Annotated in this window: 16 protein-coding genes; 6 read left to right on the plus strand and 10 right to left on the minus strand. The window is 42.9% G+C overall.

Annotation, left to right across the window (positions count from 1 at the left end; genetic code table 11):
- Positions 1-96: 96 nt before the first annotated feature.
- Entirely contained in the window at positions 97-1,440 is a 1,344-nt protein-coding gene (locus FHS86_RS12130; RefSeq protein WP_429413820.1) for a Na(+)-translocating NADH-quinone reductase subunit A, read from the minus strand.
- Between the two features lie 291 nt (positions 1,441-1,731).
- On the opposite strand from FHS86_RS12130, the gene FHS86_RS12135 reads away from it, so the two are divergent.
- Positions 1,732-3,018 (plus strand): type IX secretion system plug protein, encoded by a 1,287-nt coding sequence (locus FHS86_RS12135; RefSeq protein WP_429413822.1) that lies wholly within the window; start codon positions 1,732-1,734, stop codon positions 3,016-3,018.
- Here the strand turns inward: FHS86_RS12135 and FHS86_RS12140 are convergent.
- Positions 3,015-5,081 (minus strand): sensor histidine kinase, encoded by a 2,067-nt coding sequence (locus FHS86_RS12140; protein ID WP_429413825.1) that lies wholly within the window; start codon positions 5,079-5,081, stop codon positions 3,015-3,017. The genes FHS86_RS12135 and FHS86_RS12140 overlap by 4 nt on opposite strands.
- Before the next feature lie 186 nt (positions 5,082-5,267).
- On the opposite strand from FHS86_RS12140, the gene pruA reads away from it, so the two are divergent.
- The 4 genes from pruA to FHS86_RS12160 all read left to right on the plus strand — a co-directional run bounded on the left by pruA (position 5,268) and on the right by FHS86_RS12160 (position 9,289).
- A complete protein-coding gene (gene pruA, locus FHS86_RS12145) occupies positions 5,268-6,905 on the plus strand; it encodes an L-glutamate gamma-semialdehyde dehydrogenase (RefSeq protein ID WP_429413828.1) in 1,638 nt (545 codons plus the stop codon).
- A gap of 305 nt (positions 6,906-7,210) precedes the next feature.
- The gene (locus FHS86_RS12150; RefSeq protein ID WP_429413831.1) at positions 7,211-7,510 is read left to right on the plus strand and encodes an FtsB family cell division protein; all 300 of its coding nucleotides are present in this window, start codon (positions 7,211-7,213) and stop codon (positions 7,508-7,510) included.
- Positions 7,507-8,601 carry an acyloxyacyl hydrolase gene (locus tag FHS86_RS12155; RefSeq protein WP_429413834.1) on the plus strand — a complete coding sequence of 365 codons (1,095 nt, stop codon included), beginning with the start codon at positions 7,507-7,509 and terminating at the stop codon, positions 8,599-8,601. Before FHS86_RS12150 ends, FHS86_RS12155 begins: the two co-directional genes overlap by 4 nt.
- 97 nt (positions 8,602-8,698) lie before the next feature.
- On the plus strand, positions 8,699-9,289 hold the full coding sequence (locus FHS86_RS12160) for a YqgE/AlgH family protein (RefSeq protein WP_429413837.1): 591 nt from the start codon (positions 8,699-8,701) through the stop codon (positions 9,287-9,289).
- A gap of 21 nt (positions 9,290-9,310) precedes the next feature.
- Here the strand turns inward: FHS86_RS12160 and FHS86_RS12165 are convergent, their stop codons facing one another.
- Genes FHS86_RS12165 through FHS86_RS12175 form a run of 3 tightly spaced genes read right to left on the minus strand, consistent with a single transcriptional unit; the run spans position 9,311 to position 11,695 of the window.
- Positions 9,311-9,916 (minus strand): rhomboid family intramembrane serine protease, encoded by a 606-nt coding sequence (locus FHS86_RS12165; protein ID WP_429413840.1) that lies wholly within the window; start codon positions 9,914-9,916, stop codon positions 9,311-9,313.
- 2 nt (positions 9,917-9,918) lie between these two features.
- The gene (holA, locus tag FHS86_RS12170; RefSeq protein ID WP_429413842.1) at positions 9,919-10,920 is read right to left on the minus strand and encodes a DNA polymerase III subunit delta; all 1,002 of its coding nucleotides are present in this window, start codon (positions 10,918-10,920) and stop codon (positions 9,919-9,921) included.
- A gap of 4 nt (positions 10,921-10,924) precedes the next feature.
- Positions 10,925-11,695, minus strand: coding sequence for an AMP nucleosidase (locus FHS86_RS12175; protein WP_429413845.1), 771 nt, complete (start codon positions 11,693-11,695; stop codon positions 10,925-10,927).
- A gap of 103 nt (positions 11,696-11,798) precedes the next feature.
- Between FHS86_RS12175 and FHS86_RS12180 the strand changes: the two genes are divergently transcribed.
- A complete protein-coding gene (locus FHS86_RS12180) occupies positions 11,799-12,263 on the plus strand; it encodes a type I restriction enzyme HsdR N-terminal domain-containing protein (protein WP_429413848.1) in 465 nt (154 codons plus the stop codon).
- Here the strand turns inward: FHS86_RS12180 and FHS86_RS12185 are convergent.
- The 5 genes from FHS86_RS12185 to FHS86_RS12205 all read right to left on the minus strand — a co-directional run bounded on the left by FHS86_RS12185 (position 12,260) and on the right by FHS86_RS12205 (position 18,885).
- Positions 12,260-12,778: a GNAT family N-acetyltransferase gene (locus tag FHS86_RS12185; protein ID WP_429413851.1), complete on the minus strand. Its 519-nt coding sequence runs from the start codon at positions 12,776-12,778 to the stop codon at positions 12,260-12,262. The genes FHS86_RS12180 and FHS86_RS12185 overlap by 4 nt on opposite strands.
- The gene (locus tag FHS86_RS12190) at positions 12,775-14,736 is read right to left on the minus strand and encodes a glycosyltransferase (RefSeq protein ID WP_429413853.1); all 1,962 of its coding nucleotides are present in this window, start codon (positions 14,734-14,736) and stop codon (positions 12,775-12,777) included. Before FHS86_RS12190 ends, FHS86_RS12185 begins: the two co-directional genes overlap by 4 nt.
- A gap of 26 nt (positions 14,737-14,762) precedes the next feature.
- Entirely contained in the window at positions 14,763-15,158 is a 396-nt protein-coding gene (locus FHS86_RS12195; RefSeq protein WP_429413856.1) for a BT0820 family HAD-type phosphatase, read from the minus strand.
- A 150-nt stretch (positions 15,159-15,308) separates the two neighbouring features.
- Positions 15,309-15,932, minus strand: a complete 624-nt coding sequence (recR, locus tag FHS86_RS12200) for a recombination mediator RecR (RefSeq protein ID WP_429413859.1) — start codon at positions 15,930-15,932, stop codon at positions 15,309-15,311.
- A 70-nt stretch (positions 15,933-16,002) separates the two neighbouring features.
- Entirely contained in the window at positions 16,003-18,885 is a 2,883-nt protein-coding gene (locus FHS86_RS12205; RefSeq protein ID WP_429413862.1) for a PAS domain-containing sensor histidine kinase, read from the minus strand.

Consider the following 18,885-nt stretch of genomic DNA (forward strand, 5'->3'; position numbering starts at 1 on the left):
ATCACCCCGGCAGTCTTAAATAAAGTCAGCACACAAGGTTCATTTCATGCAATATCTTTTTTGTTTTCAGCGCGTGAGCCCTGAATAAACCATTGATTATCCTAACTCTTTTATCATTACATTCAAGCCGGTGCGCAGAATCTCCTGCACTTCGATTTTTGAAGTACATGCATATTCACACAAAGCCATATCTTCCTCAATCAGCTCATATATTCCCAGCTGTTCCATTTTATCGATGTCGTTCACCAGAATCGACTTCAACAGAAATACGGGAAGGATGTCCATGGGCAGGTATTTCTCGTACTGTTCCGACATCACAAAGGCACGCTCACCACCATGATAGTTGGCATTGAGTACATATTCCTTTTTGGGAAACAGTTTTGAAAGGAAGGCCTTGCCGGGACTCAATTTGTCCAGTCCGGGTGTTGCCCAGCCAAAAGGCTCGATGTCATTGCCCTCGGGGATCACCGATAGTTGATGATGAATCATACCCAGGTAGCCCTTTTCTTTGATTTGGGTTCCGGTAAGCACATTGCCTGAAATAATTCGCTCAGTCTGCTTTTTCAGGGTACGATCTTTCAACAGGGTTTCAACCGAAGCCCCCACCACACTTTTGTAATACTGAGGATCTTTTACCTCCGAACCGGTAAATGCAACCAGTCGTTCAAGGTTTAGTTTGCCGCTTGTAAACAGTCGGCCCATAAAGACCACTGCCTGCATATCGACCGTCCACACCAGGTCACCCTTATTTATCGGGGCGATGTGGTGGATCTGAATGCCAACATTGCCTGCAGGATGAGGCCCTTCAAAGTAATTCACCTCAACCCCCTTTAGTGATGCGAATTTAGAACCACTGCGCAAACCAAGGTAAACTTTACCATCGGTCAGCTTCGACAGTACATCAAAACCAGCCTGTAAGGCTTCCATTTCACCGGCCAAGGTAAATTCATAGTCGGGTGCCATTGGTGCCGAATCGAAACCCGAAACAAAAATGTCGCGTGGTACATCGGCAGGCTTTGCAATCACACCAAACGGACGTTGGGTGATGTAAGGCCATAAGCCACTTTTCAGTAAATTTTGCTTAACCGTTTCCCGGTCGAACGACCGGATTTCTCCTGTAGAAAAGTCTTCAGATTCAAATTTTCCGTCACTCTCGATCTCGACTTCCAAAATACGACGACGCTCACCGCGATTGATGGCCACCACTTTCCCGCTTACCGGAGAAGTAAAAAGTACTTCCGGATTCGATTTTGCATGAAATAAGGGTGTGCCAGCTTTTACAATGTCATCAGCCTTTACAGACAACTTTGGGGTGAGTCCCGGAAAATCGGCAGGCTTAATGGCATAGCGGGAAGCTTCAACAAGCCCTCCCTCTCGCTTATCAGCCGCACCTTTTAATTTAATATCAAAACCTTTTCTGATTCTAATAGTTTTCGACATTGCTGAATTTTAGATTTTATTTTTAGACGCACAAAGGTAAATAATTTAGAATATTAAAGTAAACTTTGAGTGCAAATATCTAGATAATTGCTTGAGGTTTTACAACATTTACCATCCTCTTTGGATCAGGTTCTTTTATTTTTGCCCCTGGCTGTTATATTTGTGATGGACGGCATGCTGTTTTAAGTGCATTAAATACAACAGCAATCCTGAAGCATCTGTCGGCAATTTTGTACCATATTTCACGTTATGGCTTCATTATTGCAAGCTGAATTATCAAATCATCAAATTATGAAACAATTATTTGCGACCTTGTTGCTTGCCATTATTTTCATTCCCCAAACGGGTAAAGCGATTCAGCTGCCGCTCGTAATCGAAAACCAGGTGTTTTCAGAGCAAATCAGAACAGTTGAAATGCACCGTTCGGGAAATAAACTGTCGAATCCGCTTATTGTGCTTAACAGTGATGAACAACTGACTTTTACTTTCGACGACTTTTCGGATGCCCGTGGCGATTACTATTATACCATCTTCCATTGCGATCGTAACTGGAAACTTTCGGCAATGGCACAACAGGAATACCTCGAATCGTTTACCGAGTTTCCGCTAACCGATTACGAATTTGCCGTGAACACCAGAGTGGCCTATACCAACTATCTGGTGCAACTTCCCAACAACGATGTACCACTGCTTTTTTCGGGCAATTATGCCATGGTCGTTTTCGATCGCAAGCAGCCCGATACTCCCCTCATTACCTGGCGATTTTATGTAGTTGAATCAAAGGTTTCGGTCGAAGCACGAATCAGACGTGCCACGCACGACGCATTGCACGGCGAAAATCAGGAGGTTGATTTCAGAATTATTCATGGCAGTTTTCCAATTCAGGATCCGGTTAACGATCTGAAAGTTGTGGTGAAACAAAACAATCGTGATGACAATGCCCTTAGCAGTTTGAAACCGCTATTCATATCTAATGGAATACTCGACTACGACTATTCAACAGAAAATACCTTTAAAGGAGGAAATGAATTTCGCTTTTTCGAGATCAGAAGTATAAAATATGCAGGCGACGGAGTTGAAGCGGTAAATTATATTCCGCCGCTGTACCATGCCACGCTCCCACTTTCGAAACCCCGCACACAGGACCGCTACTTTTTTTATCGCGAAATGAACGGAAATTTCTCAATAGAAGCACCCAATCTCCGGTATCCCGACGTGGAGGCAGATTATTTCATGGTCCATTTTGCATTGGACATGGATCAGCCCCTGCTTGGTGGAAGTATTCATGTTTTTGGTAAACTCAGCAACTGGCAGTGCAACGAGCAAAACAAAATGCGCTATAACTTCGACCGTGGCCAGTACGAACTGAGCATGCTCCTTAAACAGGGTTACTACAACTTTATGTATGCATATTATGACCAGACAAGCGGACGAGTCAAAGTTGAAAACCTCGAAGGCAGTCACTATGAGACAGAAAACGATTACCAGATTTTTGTTTACCATGGCCGGATGACCGACCGCTACGACAGACTCATTGGATATGAGCGCTTCAACTCAAGTACTGCCCGCTCTTATTAACTCAGACTCCTGTTATTAAGCGGCAGGGTAAAGTGAAAGCGCGACCCTTTCGCAGGCTCTGACTCAAAATTCATGTTGCCTCCCAATAGTCTGATCAGGTTACGTGCAATGGTTAAACCTGCACCTGTTCCGGCATAGCGTCGGTTAATCCGATTATCGGCCTGTTCAAATAACTGGAATATTAATTCCGACTTTTCGTTTGGAATCCCTATTCCTGTATCTTCAACATAAAAGGCGATTTCGCTTTTATACAAGGTATAGCCCAGCGTAATTAATCCACTATCGGTAAATTTTACGGCATTATCGAGTAAATGACTCAGCACTTTATCGAGCAGATGCTTGTCGCTTGTCATCATCACTTCCTGCTCGTCGCCCGAAGCAAGTAAACGTATTTCGATGTCTTTCCCCAATGAATTAATCTGCTCGTTGTATTTTTGATACAGCCTTAAACAAATTTCACGAACATCACAGGGGAGCAACTTAATGCCCATGTTGCCCGATTCAATTTCAGAAATATCGATCACGTTGGTGACAATCTGCATCAGATTGTCGCCATTCTGCATAATAATTTCGACAAACTTTTGCTTCTGTTCCTCTGTATAGCAGTTTTCATTCAGCATCGATGAAAAACCAAGAATTGCATTCATGGGGGTACGCATCTCGTGCGAGATGTTTTCAAGAAAAGCATCCTTCAATCTCGATGCTTCTTCTGTTTTTCTTTTGGCTGCCAGAAGCTCCTGCTCATGTTCTTTTTTAGAAGTAATATCGCGCCCTATTGAAATAACCTGAGTCTGGTTAAGCTTTGCCAGTCGCATTTCAAAAACAAGTGAACCGCCCGAAGCAAGTTCCATTCCGTATTCGATGGTTTCGATGTTGTCGTTGTCGAGCACATGTTGAATGCTGGAATAAATCTGATAGGCCATGGTGCTCGAAAAGCCCATTTCAAAGATGGTTTTCCCAATGATGTCTTTCTGACTCAATTCCATGAGTTCGGAATTGTTTGAAACATAATCGATGTAGGTACCATCGTGATCAATAATAAAAAAGATGTCGGGCAACGAGCCCATCAGTCGCGTTAATCGTTGCTCCCTGACTCTCAGCCCGATTGCTTCATGTTTGAGTCTCGTAATATCAAAAAAGAAACTGACAGTAATATCCGGTTCGGGATACAAATTATTTATGAGAAACCATTTTCCCAGATGTTGGAAGTTGACTTCCACCCTGCTTTTGCCAGCGTGAAAATAGACCTCCTGCCAGTTAAAAGAAGATCTAAAAATTTTTGGAAATACTTCAGAATAATCGCAAAGAAAAAGTTCGTCCTTATTGACCCTGAAGTTCTTTCTAAAGCCTGCATTGGCCTTTTTTACAAGCATTCCCGACTTTTCACCTCTTTCATCACGTTGAATTTCCAATACCAGAATACCATCTTCAAACTGCTGAAACAGCTCATTGGAAAAAGCCCGTTGATGCTGAAGTTCTGTATTACTGGACTGCAGTATTTGCTGATAAAACCAAAAAACGCCGGCACTGAAAGCTGCAACGATTGCCAGCTCAATGAACGGACTCCATTCGGCAAAAACGGCGGTGGATTCCCAAAAGCCAGTATTGGCAAGCAAACCCTTTACATACAGGGCATAAACAATCGTCCCTGCCATTTCGAGAAAGAAATACAGAAAAACATACAGGGAGTAACTGAAAACAATCAGCGCCAGCAGGATCAGATAGCTGCTTACCAATATTCCACCAATAGCATCTGTCCCGGTCAAAAGCGCATAAAAATCGTTGATAAACAGGAAGTACAATGCCAGGGGCAGGGCATAAACTACCCTGACAGCTGCCTTATAATTTCCATGCATCATCGATACGATAGTTAAAACCATCATTATTCCCAGCACCATTACACCGGGGATGTGCCTTGAGCTGTCTATTCCCAAAGCAAATACGATGGTCACAACTACCGAAGCCAATATTCCTGCCAATGATAAAACTGCTAGTACTTTTGCTTTCCGTTTGATCACACCTAAAACCCCTTCAAAGTGCTGAAATAGGAAATCAAAATTCATCTTATTAATTTAGCATGTTACCATCATCATAAAAACAAATATAAGGAATGTTCTTTAATAGAGAAGATTTAGGTCTTACATTTTCACTCCCTTTGATGTCATGACTTTCCTAAGTGACATTTATTAGCTTTTATCGCAAAATTTGATTTTAAATTTGAACTTCTTTTAATATTAAAATTAAGATTTATGCCTAAAGGATTCTTCAATGTACCCATTGCCAAAAACGAGCCGGTAAAAAGCTATGCACCGGGATCGCCCGAACGCCAGGAGCTAAAGGAGATGATTAAGACCCTGAGAAGTCAGGAGATGATCATTCCGATGCAAATTGGTGGTAAAGAAGTGAGCACAGGAAAAAAAGTACGGATTTTTCCTCCTCACGAAATTGAGCATACACTGGGATATTATTTCCAGGGTGACGACACTCATGTGTCAATGGCCATTGATGCAGCACTGGAGGCCAGAACCGAATGGGCCAATATGGCCTGGCAACACCGGGCTGCTATTTTTCTGAAAGCTGCCGACCTGCTTGCAGGTCCGTATCGTTCAAAACTCAATGCGGCCACCATGCTGGGGCAATCAAAAAATGCCTTCCAGGCCGAGATTGATGCAGCTTGTGAACTGGCTGATTTTTTCCGTTTTGGAGTAAAATGCATGACCGATATTTACAAAATGCAACCCGAATCGGCCAGTGGAATGTGGAATTACAATGAATTCAGACCGCTCGAAGGTTTCATTTTTGCCCTTACTCCTTTCAATTTCACCTCGATTGCAGGCAACCTGCCCGCAGCACCTGCCATGATGGGAAATGTATGTGTTTGGAAACCTTCGAAAACTGCAGTTTATTCAGCTGCCGTAATCATGGAAATATTTAAAGAAGCCGGCTTACCCGACGGAGTCATCAATCTGGTTTTTGTATCGGGACCTGTTGCTGCCGATGTAGTGATGAACCATCCCGAATTTGCCGGTATTCACTTTACCGGATCAACCGGTGTATTTCAAAGCATCTGGAAAACCATTGGTGAAAACATATACAAATACAAAAGCTATCCGCGCATAGTAGGTGAAACCGGTGGTAAAGACTTTATCTTTGCCGACAATACCGCCGACACCACCGCGCTTGCAACAGCACTGGTTCGGGGAGCCTTTGAATACCAGGGTCAAAAATGCTCGGCAGCGTCGAGGGTTTACATTCCTGAAAGCATCTGGGAACCATTCTGGACTGAAGCCTCGAAACAACTTGGTGAAGTGAAAATGGGCCCGCCCGAAGATTTTACCAACTTTGTGAATGCTGTAATCGACGAATCGTCGTTCGACAAACTGAAAAGCTACATCGATGCGGCCAAAACCGACAAGGATGCCGAGGTAATCTTCGGAGGAAAGTGTGACAAAACGAAAGGTTTCTTCATTGAACCTACCGTAATTCTTGCGCACGATCCTAAATACATCACCATGCAGGAAGAACTGTTTGGACCGGTTGTGACCATTTATAAATATGCCGACGAGAAAATGGATGAAACACTCGACCTGCTCGACAGTACATCGATTTATGCTCTCACAGGAGCCGTGTTTTCACAAAACCGCTATCACATCGAAAAGATTACCAAACGGCTTGAAAACTGTGCCGGAAACTTTTATATCAACGACAAGCCAACAGGTGCAGTGGTAGGTCAGCAACCCTTTGGAGGCGCCCGCGGTTCGGGTACCGACGACAAAGCAGGATCGGTATTTAACTTCCTGCGGTGGACTTCTATCAGAACCATCAAGGAAACTTTTGTACCTGCTCAACATTTTATGTATCCCAGCTTCCTGCCCGACCAGGACTAAGCGGAACATACAATAACAAAACGGGAGCACTTTCATCATTGCTCCCGTTTTTATTTAAAGTCGCTATTGTTCAGCAACTTCCGTACAAAAACAATCAAAATGAAGCAAAAGAATTGTATCTCTTTCGAAATATTCATCACTTTATTATCTTAGCTTTGCATTGAAAAGGCAAACGTTGCGCTTCAACAAACCCTGTGCACTGCCCTAATAAACATTGCCATAATGAGTTACCGGCAATTCAAAAAATGAAAGAAAGAGGAAAGAGTCAGGCGCGCTGAGAATAAATACATAAAAGAAATAAACGAATGAAACAACTCATCATTCAATACATCAAACGATACAAAATACAAGTGGGCTTATTGCTTTTCTTCCTTATCTGGATGCTTTTCTTTGATGAGTACAACTGGTTACGTATGCGCAACGACCAACAAAAACTCGATGCATTGAAAACTGAAAAAGCTTATTTGTTTCAAAAAATTGAAGAAGACCGTGCACAGTTAAAAACCTTACAGACCGACACCCAGGAACTGGAACGTTTTGCTCGCGAAAAATACCTGCTCAAGCAGAAGAATGAAGAAGTGTTCATTATTATTGAAGAAGAATGAAGGGGTCGGGCTTTTTACTCATCCTTCTTTTTTGCTTAACGGGCATTCTACATCCGCTGTCTGCTTACACCCAGACCAGCGAACGCTCCCCTTCATTTTTCAGTATCAATTACCGCAGCGGTGAAAACAAACCCCACCGCGAAGTAATCAAAAACTTAACTTATCCGTATCGTGGTGTCGACCTGAAATTAGGCTGGCAGTCGTTGGGAAACAAGCAATGGCAACAGGCCTTCCGTTACCCTTCGTATGGCATTGGTCTTAACTGGAATACCTTTAAAACAGCTATTCTCGGCGAACCCCTGGCCCTTTATTTCTTTACCAGTTTCCCACAGATAAGCACCCGCTATTCCCGCCTCGACCTGGAAGTCAATTTTGGAATTTCGTATGGTATTAACCCTTATGATGAAGTAAGTAATCCTAATAATTTCTCAACCGGATCAAGCACCAATGCTTATTTTGGACTTTATCTGGAACAGGCTGTCGATTTGGGCCAACACACCGATCTTTTTGTAAGTGGTGGCTTTACCCATTATTCCAACGGCGCTCTGGGCTATCCCAATCTCGGGCTGAACATCCCCTCGTTAAAGGCAGGAATAAGGTACCAACCCGTTTATAAAGAAAAAATATATCCGTTGAATCAAGCTGAATTTAAACCCCAATGGGAACTTCTGACCTTTGTTGGAGGCGGCACCCGAAAATGGAAAACCGAAAGCGTTAAAGACTATCGCCAGCTGGTGATCTCACCTGCAATCTACTATCGGCCCGCGTACAAACGACGAGTTGGTATCGGTTATGAGCTGGCCTTCAATGAATCGATCAGAATTGTTAAAGGCAAAGAGGATTATAAGGGACAACAATTGCTTACACATGCTGTTTTTGCTGCTCACGAATTCATTATTGAACGCTTCACCATCGCCACCCAGTTTGGTATCTACCTTTACAACATGCCTTCGGACAAATTTTATTACGAAAGGGTTGGAATTGCTTTTCATCTTACACCATGGGCCAAAATGGTGCTGAATGTGAAAGCACACTATTTTAAAGCTGAATATGTTGAAACCGGGCTGGTTTTCGATCTCAACATTAAGTAGCACAAAAGGAAGTTTTCAGAATCGCCTGCTATTTGTTTTGTTCACTTATTTTTTTATATTGCTTATAATTGGTCTAAACAACAGCCAATTGTAAATCATGGCAAATCTGAATCTCGACATATTTAAAATCAAAACAAACAATGTAGTACCTAAAAAAGGACGTATATTGATTGCAGAACCCTTTTTGCCGGGCAGCTACTTTAACCGTTCGATTGTTTATTTGGTTGAGCACAACAAAGAAGGCTCGGTTGGTTTTATATTGAACAAAGCGGTTGATTTTCCAATCAAAGATTTCAGGAATGAATTCCCCGATTTTGATGATTCACTTTACATTGGAGGCCCGGTCAACATTGAATCGCTGTACTATATTCACACACTGGGCGACCATGTTCCCAACAGCATACATGTTAAAGACAATTTATTTTGGGGTGGTGATTTTGATCATCTGAAAGATTTGATCAATTCAGGATTTGCATCCAAAAAACAGGTGCGCTTTTTCCTAGGTTACTCGGGCTGGGATAAGGAACAGCTTCGGGAAGAGCTGTCTGAAGACTCATGGCTTGTGGCCGATATTCCGCCTGCCATGGTGATTGGAAACAATAAGCAGCTATGGAAAAAAATGGTACAGCAACAGGGAGGCAAGTACAAACTTTGGGAAAATTATCCCGAAAATCCCGGATTGAATTAGCATTCAGCACAAGCACACAAATCAACGATTCAGCAGCTTTTCCAAAAAATCGGCCAACAGCGAAAAATCAATTAACACCGGATACAGAAAGCCAAAAACGGCGCCGGTAAAATGAGCATCGTGCCCAACGTTGTCTACATTTTTACGGCTCATATAATAACTGTAGGCCAGATAGGCAATTCCGAAGACGATGCCTGGCACAGGAATAAGACCAAAAAACCACAACTTGTTCCACGGATCAAAAAAGATGCTTGTAAAAACGACTGCCATTACAGCACCCGAAGCCCCCACTGCATTGTAGTATACATTTTTACGATATTTGATCAGGGTATAAATACTCGAAGCGACCAAACTCAGAAGGTAGAGCTGAATAAAATAGAAATCAGACTTGCCCGCAAAGTGAATGGCAAAATATTGCTCTGCAACCTGACCAAATATAAACAACACATACATGTTCACAATAAGATGCGGCCAGTCGGCATGAACCAGCGAATGAGTGAGTACACGATGTATTTGGTAACGGTAAAACACCAGATTGGGGCGGAGACTCAGCTGTTCGAAAACCTGTCGCTTATAAAAAGCATATACCGAAACTCCAATAGTTAACAATACGATTATCAATGACATAACTAATGCAGAATTTTATAAATCATTTCGCGCTGTAAGTCGCCGGTGCTAGCCGATACATTCCCAATTCCCTTCGATTTCATATCGTATTCCCGAAGAATTGAAATAATCCCGACTACTTTGGGAGTAGGATAATTTCGGGCAGCCTTGATGTAGGCATCGACAAAAAATGGCTGAACACCAAGCATCTTCACCACATTCCCTTTCGACTTATCCTGCATCAGGTGGTACTTTAGCAGCCGGTTAAAATAGTAATAAAGTGAAGCAATGGTCTTTGGAATCGGGTTCAGATTAGGGTTCGAACCAAAATAGTTGATAATGCGGTTGGCCTTCAACACATCGCGCTCGCCCAGTGCATTTTGCAATTCGAACACATTGAAATCCTTGCTGATCCCGATGTTCTTCTCGATATCACCGGGCGTTATGGTACTGCCTGCATCGAGTAAAATCATCAGTTTATCGAGCTCGTTGGCCACCTTGCCCATCTCTGTTCCAAGGTATTCGGCCAGCATGGCCACAGCCTGCGGATGAATCTGGTACTTTTTTGCTGTAACATAATTCTGGATCCATGGCACCAGCTGGTTCTCGTAAATCTTTTTCGATTCGAGTACCACTCCGTTTTCCATTATCAGCTTGTACAATTTCTTACGCTTATCAAGCGACTTGTATTTGTAACAAATAACAAGAATGGTTGATTTCAACGGATTTTGCACGTAAGGCAACAAACCCTCTTCCAGCCCTTTCATGTTTTGTGCTTCTTTCACTATCACCACCTGGCTGGCCGACATCATCGGGAAACGCCGTGCAACCGTAAGTACCGTGTCAACATCGGTATCCTTTCCGTACAGTACGGTTTGATTGAAACTCTTTTCTTCCTCGGGTAAAACGTTTTTGGCAATATGATCGCTTATCTGATCGATGAAATAGGGCTCATCACCCATTAGAAGATAAACAGGATGGTAAATCTTTTTCTGCAGATGCTGGAGCAGTTCGTTATAAGTCATTCAATTAAAATTTAAGATGTTTCACCGAGCGTCCGTTGTCTCTGATGATCTTCATTGCCTTGATCCCCACGTTGATGTGATCGGCAACAAACTCCCGGGTAACCAGCTGGTCGCTCTCCTCGGTTTTTACCCCCGAAGAGATCATGGGTTGATCGGAAACCAGCAAGAGTGCACCGGTAGGAATTTTATTGGCAAAACCTGCCACAAAAATGGTAGCGGTCTCCATATCGATGGCCATGGCACGCGTTTGCTTCAGGTATTCCTTGAACTCTAGATCGTGTTCCCAAACCCGCCGGTTGGTGGTAAATACTACTCCGGTATAATAGTCGCGCCCCTGATCCCTGATCGAGGTTGAAACTGCCCGTTGAAGGTTAAATGCCGGAAGCGCCGGAATTTCAGGCGGAAGATAATCGTTTGACGTTCCTTCGCGCCGAATGGCTGCAATGGGCAGGATCAGGTCACCCAGCTTGTTTTTTGTCTTTAATCCACCACATTTGCCAAGAAAAAGTACGGCTTCGGGTTGAATTGCACTGAGCAGATCCATGATAATTCCTGCATTGGGACTTCCCATGCCAAAATTGATAATGGTTATTTCTTCGGCCGTAGCATTGGGCATGTTACGTTCTTCACCCACCACTTCAACACCAAACTTTTCGGCAAATAAATCAACATAATACTGAAAATTGGTCAGAAGAATATATTTACCAAATTCCTCCAGTTGCAAACCAGTATAGCGGGGTAGCCAGTTATTTACAATTTCTTCTTTCGACTTCATGTGCTTCAGTTTAGTATTCACCAATAAACAACAAAAATACAAATTATGAAAGAAGAAGGTTTACCTAAAATGATTAGTTTTACACAAATCGAGTGTACAAAATATGAAGGCAAAGCTACCCCGCTTAAATTTCCCTGAATCTAATTTCAGGCTAAAAGAAGCCGGAGACAAACTGATGATATTTGACGAAGCGCGTCGTCGCTATGTAGTACTCACTCCCGAAGAGTGGGTCAGGCAAAACTGTTTACATTACCTCCGCAGCCAAAAACGCTATCCCATCAGCCTGCTGGCTGTTGAGAAAGGAATAAAAATCAATAATCAGTTGTTACGTTACGACCTGGTTGCCTACTCGAAAAAGGGCCAGCCTGTTTTACTGGTCGAATGCAAAGCGCCTGACGTTAAAATCAGTCAAAGCACCTTCGACCAGATAGCAGTGTACAATCTCCAACTAAAAGTTCCCTACCTGATGCTTACCAATGGGCTGCAACATTTTTGCTGCGTTGCCGATTTTGAGAACACCCGCTATGATTTTCTAAGAGAAATACCTGAATTCAGGGAAGATTTTTAACGCACCCGCTGATAAAAATATTCATCATTCCATCCTGTAGGAGTACGCAGCCATTTTTTTCTGATGCCTGTACGTTCAAAACCCAGTTTTTCGAACAAGGCCTGACTGGCCTGATTATTCGCTGCAATACTGGCATATAGCTGGGTAACTCCAAGCTCATTCTCAGCATAAGCAATAAGCAAATCGAGCGCAGCAGTAGCCACTCCTTTTCGCCGCTGCTCCTGCTCATAAATCATGATGCCAACTCCTGCCCTGCTGTGATACGGATCGAAATCAAAGAGTTCGATGGTACCCACGGCACTGCCGTTGAGTAATTCGATAACAAGACGAAGCTCTTTCCTTTCCCAGATATCCTGTGGTGCTGATTTTATGTAGGCAGCCAGATCGAAGCGCGATAGGGGCTGATGCAAATTACTCACCCGCCAAACATCCACATCGTTTTCCCAACGGTAGAGCAATTCCACATCGGCGGGTTCCAGCGCTCTGAAAGCAACTATTTCGTTAGATAACTTCATGTTTGTTGTCCCAGTTTTTTAAACGAGCGAAAGATGATCTCAACATCCTTCAAGATGCTGTAGTCGCGTGCGTAAAGCATATTGGCCCGATCGACTGCATCCAGATCGTACTGATCGGAATCGAATGCAAAGGTGGTTCGCAAAATCCCTTTAGAAATCATGGGCAATCCAAGATACATTTCAGTATTTACCTTATGATAGCCCACCCAACTGTGTTTTTTGAACAGCACCCTGAAAATATTCTTAATAAACCCTCGCTTTTGTTCAACAAATAAGATAACGAAAGGCAGAAAAATTAAGAACATCATGGCGAACAGTACATCAAAAAGCCGCTTGTTTCGTTTGTTTTGTTCGCGGGTAATGGCATTTACATTGAGAATGTACAAATCGCCGGCCGTATCAATCGAGTTGCTTCCTATAATTGAAACACTCGACGGGGGTGCAATTTTGTATTCAATATTGTAAGCCGAAAGTTGTAGCATGGTTTGTATTACAAGCCGCGAACTTACATCCTCTGAACAAAAAATCAACTCCTCAACCCCATGAACTCTGACAATTTCATCGATCTGATCAATCGATCCCAGATAACGTCCCGAACGGGTTTTTACTTTAGGACTTATGTAACCGATCAGATTGGTCACAATGCCTGTTTTGGCTAAAAGATCCTTCACCCTTTTGCTTTCATTCTTTAAACCGACAATGACCACTTTTTTGGGATTTCGGGTTCCCAGGCGAAATTGCTTCCCTTCGATAAAGTGAAGTAAAATACGTACAAGAAAAACCACGATTAGTGACATTCCTGAACCCAGTAATATAATGGCCCTCGAAAAACGTACACTGTTTGGTAAGAGTGAATAAACAACCAGAATAAAGATAGTACCCCAAAGAAATCCTCTCAGAATATTCAAAAGTTTAACCGGTTTTTCATAAGCTCCCGAATAGTAAAGTGCAACCAGCCAGGTAAGAATGTAAGCGGGAATAATAAATTGAATCAATTTATCGGGATAGTAGCCCGGATGATACCTGACGGCTTCCCAATAAGGCAGAAGAAACAGGAAACCCAGAAAAATTACGAGGAAATCGAGCAGCGGAAGCCACATGCGCTTCACCAATCGATGACCAGCGGCGATGCCTGCCCTGAAATAAATGGCCAGATGAATTAATACAGAAAAAAAGCCGGCATACTGCTTCGAGAAATGCTTGCGTGCAAAAATGATCATGGCATTGTAAAACATGCGCACATAATTCAGGCTGCCCTTTTTGGTACTCTCTCCCTTGTAATGTATAATGGTTGTTTCGGGGTAATAGTAATTTTTATATGCTCCCTGGGTGATCCGGTACGAAAGATCGATGTCTTCGCCGTACATGAAATAATCTTCATCGAGCAGTCCAACTTTATCAAGTGCCTCCTTTCGCATTAACATAAAAGCACCGGCAAGCACATCTATTTCGTGAATCTGATCATTGTCGAGATACGAAAGATGATACTTGCCAAATATCCTTGACTTTTTAAACAAAGCAGAAAGCCCGAACATTTTGTAGAAGGCAACCCAGGGTGTTGGTAATCCTCGTTTCGATTCGGGCAGGAAATGTCCCTTCCCATCAATCATTTTTACACCAAGCCCACCTGCATCAGGATGTTCATCCATGAAAGCGATCACCTTTTCAAAAGTATCTTCTTCTACAACCGTATCGGGATTAAGCAACAACACATACTCGCCCTGCGCTTTGCGAATGGCCTGATTATTGGCTTTAGCGAAACCAAGGTTGCGTTTGTTCAGAATTAATTTAACATCGGGGAATTTGCGCAGCAGCATGCCATGCGACCCGTCGACCGAATTATTATCGACCACGTACACTTCGGCAGTTATGTTTTCGGTCGCTTTTTCAACCGAATGCAAACACTGTTCAAGAAAATGCTTTACATTATAATTTACTATGACTACCGTAAGTTTCATTCAGCTTGTATGTTGAATACCGTCTGTTACAATTTCCAGAACGGACGTTTCTTTTGTCTTTTTGCGGCCGAAGGCTTGCGGCCCTCATTGGGATATAACATCTGATAAATTTCACCCCACGAAGGCAATCCACCAACATTTCGATCGTCGATATAAAGGTCGCAGTCAATTTTCCGGCTTTTCTTTCCGTCGAATACCTCCTCGGGATAATTGCTGTTTACAGCATAAAACTCAAGTCCGTTTTTCCGGCAATACTCCACTGCCTCGTCAAGGTAAGTGCCCGAACGATAAGTCCAGAGAATCAACTGGTGACCTTTTTCCTGAAGCATCTTCAGCGTATCGAGTGCAAAAGGAACGGGCTTCCCAATTTCGGGATACTGATGTTCTACAATGGTTCCATCAAAATCAACAGCAATCTTCATAATCAGGTACTTATAATTAACAATTCATTGTACACCAAAACGGCTAAATAAACAAACAAGCGACAACATGCTGTATAAGGCCGCCATCCCGTTTTCAACTAACGAATTCCGGCGAAGTAAATTTTGCCTTAACTATCTTATTTATTAAAATTAATGTTTCAATGTATCACTATAGCTGATACGATTCACAATTGAGCGGCCAAGGGTCAACTCATCGGTATATTCAAGTTCTCCCCCCACCGAAACTCCTCTGGCAATCGTAGTCAGTCGTACTTCCATTTCCTTTATTTTTCGGTAAATATAGAAATTGGTGGTATCACCTTCCATGGTGGTACTCAGTGCCAGAATCACCTCCACTACGGTACCTTCTTCAATCCGACTGATGAGGGAAGCGATTTCCAAATCGTTGGGGCCGATGCCGTCCATTGGTGAAATGACGCCGCCAAGCACATGGTACAATCCGTTGTACTGCTGGGTATTTTCGATCGACAAAACATCCCTGATCGACTCTACAACACAAATGACAGCATTGTTGCGCGAAGTGCTGCTGCAAATATTACACACTTCGGTGTCGGAAATATTATGGCATACCCTGCAATGTTTAACTTCTTTACGCAGCCGGATGATGGCTGTTCCAAATTCTTCGACTTCACTTTGTTCCCGACGCAACATGAACAGTACCAGGCGAAGTGCTGTTTTACGTCCTATACCAGGCAGCTTGGCGAATTCATCCACTGCATTTTCCAGAAGTTTTGAAGGGAATTTATCCTGCATCTCACATAAATATTATTGGGATCAAAGGAATAAAATTAAGCAGTAAAAACAAAGCAGCGCAATAAATTGATCAAAGGAGGGAAGGGATTTTATATCGAAGGGGAATGATCACGGTAAAACACGAACCTTTGCCCGTTTCTGACTTTAACGAAATGCTTCCTCCCAACAATTCAACCAGATTTTTGACAATGGCCAGCCCCAATCCGTTTCCTCCATAATTGCGATCCTCCTCTACATGTCCCTGCCTGAAACGTTCAAAAATGACCTGATGCAATTCTTCTTCAATGCCTACGCCGGTATCCTCTACTTTCAAAACTATTTGTTCTTCATCGAGTTGAACCAGCCCAAAGGTAATTTTGCCTTTTACGGTAAATTTGATGGCATTGGTGAGCAGATTACTAAAAACCTGCTTGAGCCGGTATTCGTCCGATCGAATATAAAGATCATGATCGGGCTTCAACAAAACCAACTCAATATTCTTTCCCGAATCGATTTTCTGTTGCATTTCGCAATGAAGGGAATCGAGCAACTTATTCAGATTAAAATCTGCTAAATGGATCTTCATCTGACCTGTTTCAAGGCTCGAGATATCAATAATATCGTTGATAATCTGAATCAAACCATCGGCACTGTTATTGATAATTTTCAGGTACTCCCGGCGCTCCTCCTCGTCAATATTATTTCTTTCTGTAATCAATCCGGTAAAGCCCAGTATAGAATTAAGGGGTGTACGAATTTCATGACTCATATTGGCCAGAAATGCCGTTTTAAGCCGGTCGCCTTCTTCTGCTTTTGCTTTGGCTGCAAGCAAATCGTTCAATATCTTTTTTCGGTAGGTGATATCATGGCCAATTCCTACCAGACCAACTATTTCTCCTTTCTCATTGCGAAAGGGGACTTTTGATGTCTGGAGCCATTTTTCCTCTCCATTCCGATTCGATAATAACTCTTCATGGTTAATTACCGGAATGCCGTCATGAATTACCTTGTGGTCAGATTTCCAAAACTGATGGGCAAGTTCGGGGGGAAACAAATCGAAATCGGTTTTACCAATCACTTCCTCCTTCGACAGGTAGCCACAGTTTTTAACATCTGCGCTGTTCGCCACCATCTTTCGTCCATTTACATCCTTCATGTACAGTGCATCAGGGATGCTTTCAACAATGGTATTCAGCAGGTTTTTATTGTATCGAAGCTGCTCGTCCTGTTTCACTTTTTCTGTGATGTCGCTAACGAAACCTTCAATGGCCAGCAAGATTTCATCCTGATCAAAAACTCCCTGCCCGCGTTCCCATACCCATTTGATGGCGCCATCGCAGGTTTTTATCCTGTATTCCAACTCAAACGCCTCTTTTTTATCCAGTGACTGCTGAGTCTGCCTCCAAACTTTACCCCGATCCTCTTCAACAATAAGGTCGGCGTACGATAAGGATGCATTATGCATAATTTCATGGGCTTTATATCCTGTTAATTTCTCGCATCCTTTGCTGACAAACTCCATGGTCCATTGTTCATCGTTTAGGCAACGATAGGCCATTCCCGGCAGGTTCGACATTAAAGTGTACAACTGCCGCCTGCTTTCTTCAATCACTTGCTGTTGCCTGCGCTCTTCCAGCTGATCGCGAAATACGAGCACCACGCCAATAATTTTGCCGCCTTTATCAAAAATGGGAGCTCCGCTGTCGGCAATTGGCAGTTCATTTCCATCTTTCGAAATCAGCAGGGTATGATTGGCCAAACCAACGATTACCCCTTCGTGGAGCACCTTTAATACAGGACTTTCAACAGGCTTACGACTTTCCTCGCTAATAATATGAAAAACTTCTTCTACCAAATTTCCGGCTGCTTCGGCTTCCTTCCAACCTGTGAGTTGTTCTGCTATCGGATTCATGTGTTTTACTCTCCCTGAGGGGTCGGTAGTTATTACAGCATCGCCTATACTGTATAGGGTCGTTCTGAATTCTTCCTGCGATTCAAGCATTGATCGGAAAAAGCGCTTTCGAAACAAATTATACATCAGCGCGGTGGCTAGGACTAAAAGCAGAAGAATTAGAAATACCAGAACAAAATAAATTTTCCCTTTCTGATAAATTGTGTCGTAAATTTTGCTTTGCCCGATGTGCGCGATCAAAAACCATGGTGTTCCTTTTACAGGGCGAAAGTAGGTGAGTACTTTTTCAGAGGTGGAATGAATGGTTTCAACAATTTTTCCTGTCGGCTCAGTTCCGATTAAACCTGAAAACAGCGCGCCTTCAATGGTTTCCAGTCCGATGGAATTTGTGATGCTGGTGGCACCGTTACAACTCACAAAGTAATTCATTCCCTTATCACGAAATGCCAACCAGGTTTCAATCTCGTGCTCATTGATGGTCCATGCCTGCAATTGTGGAAAGATTGATTCCGAGGGATCGATATGAAAAATAAACACCACGCTGTTATTTGACTGATCAACTTGCACAGGGGAAGCAAAATCGATTAACAACTGCTGATTGTACCGACTGATATAGAAGTTACTGAGCTGTACCGAATCGGTACGAAATGCAAGCAGCGCAGTTTCTTTACTCTCACCATCAAGCACATACTTCTCCTTGAGGCTTGAAAACAACAGTGTTCCTTCTTCATTTACAATACTCAAATGATGGTAGCCGTGTTCAACAACGACATTGCTGCTCATATTGTCGAGTTGCAGGGAGTCGCTCTGATTGCCCGAAAGTTGCCATTGTAAATACTGATTGAGAAGCAACTGGTTGTTTGCAATGATAAAAGCATCACTTCTTTCTTCATCATACCAGCTTTTAAGCGCATCATGCCTGATCTCTCCAACACTTGAAAACTCGTTTTGGATACCTTCTTTCAGGTTTCGAACGAGCACACGTCCATATACCCAAACTATTAAAAAAAAGCTGGAAAGAAGTACTGGAAATATAAGTCTGAATATGAACTTTCTATGCAT

This window comes from Roseimarinus sediminis (genome assembly GCF_050433125.1).
GTDB classification, from domain to species: Bacteria; Bacteroidota; Bacteroidia; order Bacteroidales; family Prolixibacteraceae; genus Roseimarinus; species Roseimarinus sediminis.

Coding starts and splice junctions, on each gene's coding strand:
- FHS86_RS12130 (WP_429413820.1), bottom strand. CDS start 1,440: ATGTCGAAAACTATTAGAATCAGAAAAGGTTTTGATATTAAATTAAAA.
- FHS86_RS12135 (WP_429413822.1), top strand. CDS start 1,732: ATGAAACAATTATTTGCGACCTTGTTGCTTGCCATTATTTTCATTCCC.
- FHS86_RS12140 (WP_429413825.1), bottom strand. CDS start 5,081: ATGAATTTTGATTTCCTATTTCAGCACTTTGAAGGGGTTTTAGGTGTG.
- pruA (WP_429413828.1), top strand. CDS start 5,268: ATGCCTAAAGGATTCTTCAATGTACCCATTGCCAAAAACGAGCCGGTA.
- FHS86_RS12150 (WP_429413831.1), top strand. CDS start 7,211: ATGAAACAACTCATCATTCAATACATCAAACGATACAAAATACAAGTG.
- FHS86_RS12155 (WP_429413834.1), top strand. CDS start 7,507: ATGAAGGGGTCGGGCTTTTTACTCATCCTTCTTTTTTGCTTAACGGGC.
- FHS86_RS12160 (WP_429413837.1), top strand. CDS start 8,699: ATGGCAAATCTGAATCTCGACATATTTAAAATCAAAACAAACAATGTA.
- FHS86_RS12165 (WP_429413840.1), bottom strand. CDS start 9,916: ATGTCATTGATAATCGTATTGTTAACTATTGGAGTTTCGGTATATGCT.
- holA (WP_429413842.1), bottom strand. CDS start 10,920: ATGACTTATAACGAACTGCTCCAGCATCTGCAGAAAAAGATTTACCAT.
- FHS86_RS12175 (WP_429413845.1), bottom strand. CDS start 11,695: ATGAAGTCGAAAGAAGAAATTGTAAATAACTGGCTACCCCGCTATACT.
- FHS86_RS12180 (WP_429413848.1), top strand. CDS start 11,799: ATGAAGGCAAAGCTACCCCGCTTAAATTTCCCTGAATCTAATTTCAGG.
- FHS86_RS12185 (WP_429413851.1), bottom strand. CDS start 12,778: ATGAAGTTATCTAACGAAATAGTTGCTTTCAGAGCGCTGGAACCCGCC.
- FHS86_RS12190 (WP_429413853.1), bottom strand. CDS start 14,736: ATGAAACTTACGGTAGTCATAGTAAATTATAATGTAAAGCATTTTCTT.
- FHS86_RS12195 (WP_429413856.1), bottom strand. CDS start 15,158: ATGAAGATTGCTGTTGATTTTGATGGAACCATTGTAGAACATCAGTAT.
- recR (WP_429413859.1), bottom strand. CDS start 15,932: ATGCAGGATAAATTCCCTTCAAAACTTCTGGAAAATGCAGTGGATGAA.
- FHS86_RS12205 (WP_429413862.1), bottom strand. CDS start 18,885: ATGCATAGAAAGTTCATATTCAGACTTATATTTCCAGTACTTCTTTCC.